Consider the following 1,467-nt stretch of genomic DNA (forward strand, 5'->3'; position numbering starts at 1 on the left):
CCCGTTACCTTTTTGATCGTCCCCAGCCGGGGACTGCTCGGTCGCCCGGCCCGGTATGACTTACTGCCCCTGTCGTACGCATGATCCGGGGGGTGTTGTCGCCGGGTCGGGTGGCGTCGGCGGACCGCTGATAGGGACCCGGCCACCCCGGGCTCGGGGTAGGTCTCCTCGTAACGTGGATGCCGGCAGTCCGGCGCCTGGCCTGCGGTCGAGCCATGACGAGGTGGTGGGGAGGCGGGAGTGCACGACGGGTTCGGCGTCTTCGTAGGACTCGACGTCGGCAAGGAAGGACACCACGCGGTCGCGCTGAGCCGCGCGGGTAGGCGGCTGCATGACGCCACGCTGCCCAACACCGAGGCGGGGCTGCGCAGGTTGTTCGACAAGCTCGGCCGGCACGGCCTGATCCTGGTCGTGGTCGACCAGCCCGCCTCGATCGGCGCGCTGCCCGTGGCCGTCGCCCGCGCGTGCGGGCATCAGGTGGCCTACCTGCCGGGTCTGGTCATGCGCCGCCTGGCCGACCTTCATCCGGGCACGGCCAAAACCGACGCCCGAGACGCGTACGTGATCGCCGACGCCGCCAGGACCCTGCCGCACACTCTGCGCCGGGTCGACACCGGCGACGAGGCCCTCGCGGAGCTGGAAGTTCTCGTCGGCTACGACGACGACCTCGCCGGCGAGGTCACCCGCATCTCCAACCGGATCCGCGGCCTGCTCACCCAGATCCACCCGCCGCTGGAGCGGGTCCTGGGCCCGAAACTGCAGCATCCTGCGGTGCTGAAGCTGCTGTCGCGGTGCGGCGGACCGGCTGGGTTGCGCAAGGCCGGTCGCACGAAACTCCTCGAGATCGTCAAGGCCCGAGCGCCACGCATGGGCGCTCGCCTGGTCGAGCAGATCCTCACCGCGCTCGACGCGCAGACCGTCGTCGTGCCCGGCACCACGGCCGCAGAGACCGTTCTGCCCCGACTGGCTGACAGCCTGTGTGACCTGCTGCGCCAGCGGGACCAGGTCGCCGAACAGGTCGAGGGGATGCTTGATGCGCACCCTCTTGCCGGGGTCCTGACCTCGATGCCCGGCATCGGCGTCAGGACCGCAGCCCGCATCCTGCTCGAAGTCGGCGACGGCACCGCCTTCCCCACCTCCGGCCACCTGGCCGCCTACGCCGGTCTGGCCCCGGTCACCCGCCGCTCCGGCAGCTCCATCCGCGGCGAGCACCCACCGAAGGGCGGCAACAAACAGCTCAAGCGCGCCTTGTTCCTGTCCGCGTTCGCCGCCCTGGCCGACCCAGCCAGCCGCACCTACTACGACCGGAAACGCGCCGAAGGCAAGAAACACAACGCCGCCCTCATCTGCCTCGCCCGCCGCCGGGTCGACGTCCTCCACGCCATGCTCCGCACGAAAGCCCCCTACCAACCGAAACCAGCCCACGAATCCCGCCACGCGGCTTGACGAAACCCATAGGGACACCCC

Annotated in this window: 1 pseudogene; it reads left to right on the top strand. The window is 70.6% G+C overall.

From position 1 onward, the window contains the following. Positions 1–226: 226 nt before the first annotated feature. Positions 227–1,446 (top strand): annotated as a pseudogene (locus tag LQ51_RS07140) (IS110 family transposase). The last annotated feature ends 21 nt before the right edge of the window (positions 1,447–1,467 follow it).

The organism is Micromonospora sp. HK10, assembly GCF_000982955.1.
Classification (GTDB): Bacteria; Actinomycetota; Actinomycetes; order Mycobacteriales; family Micromonosporaceae; genus Micromonospora.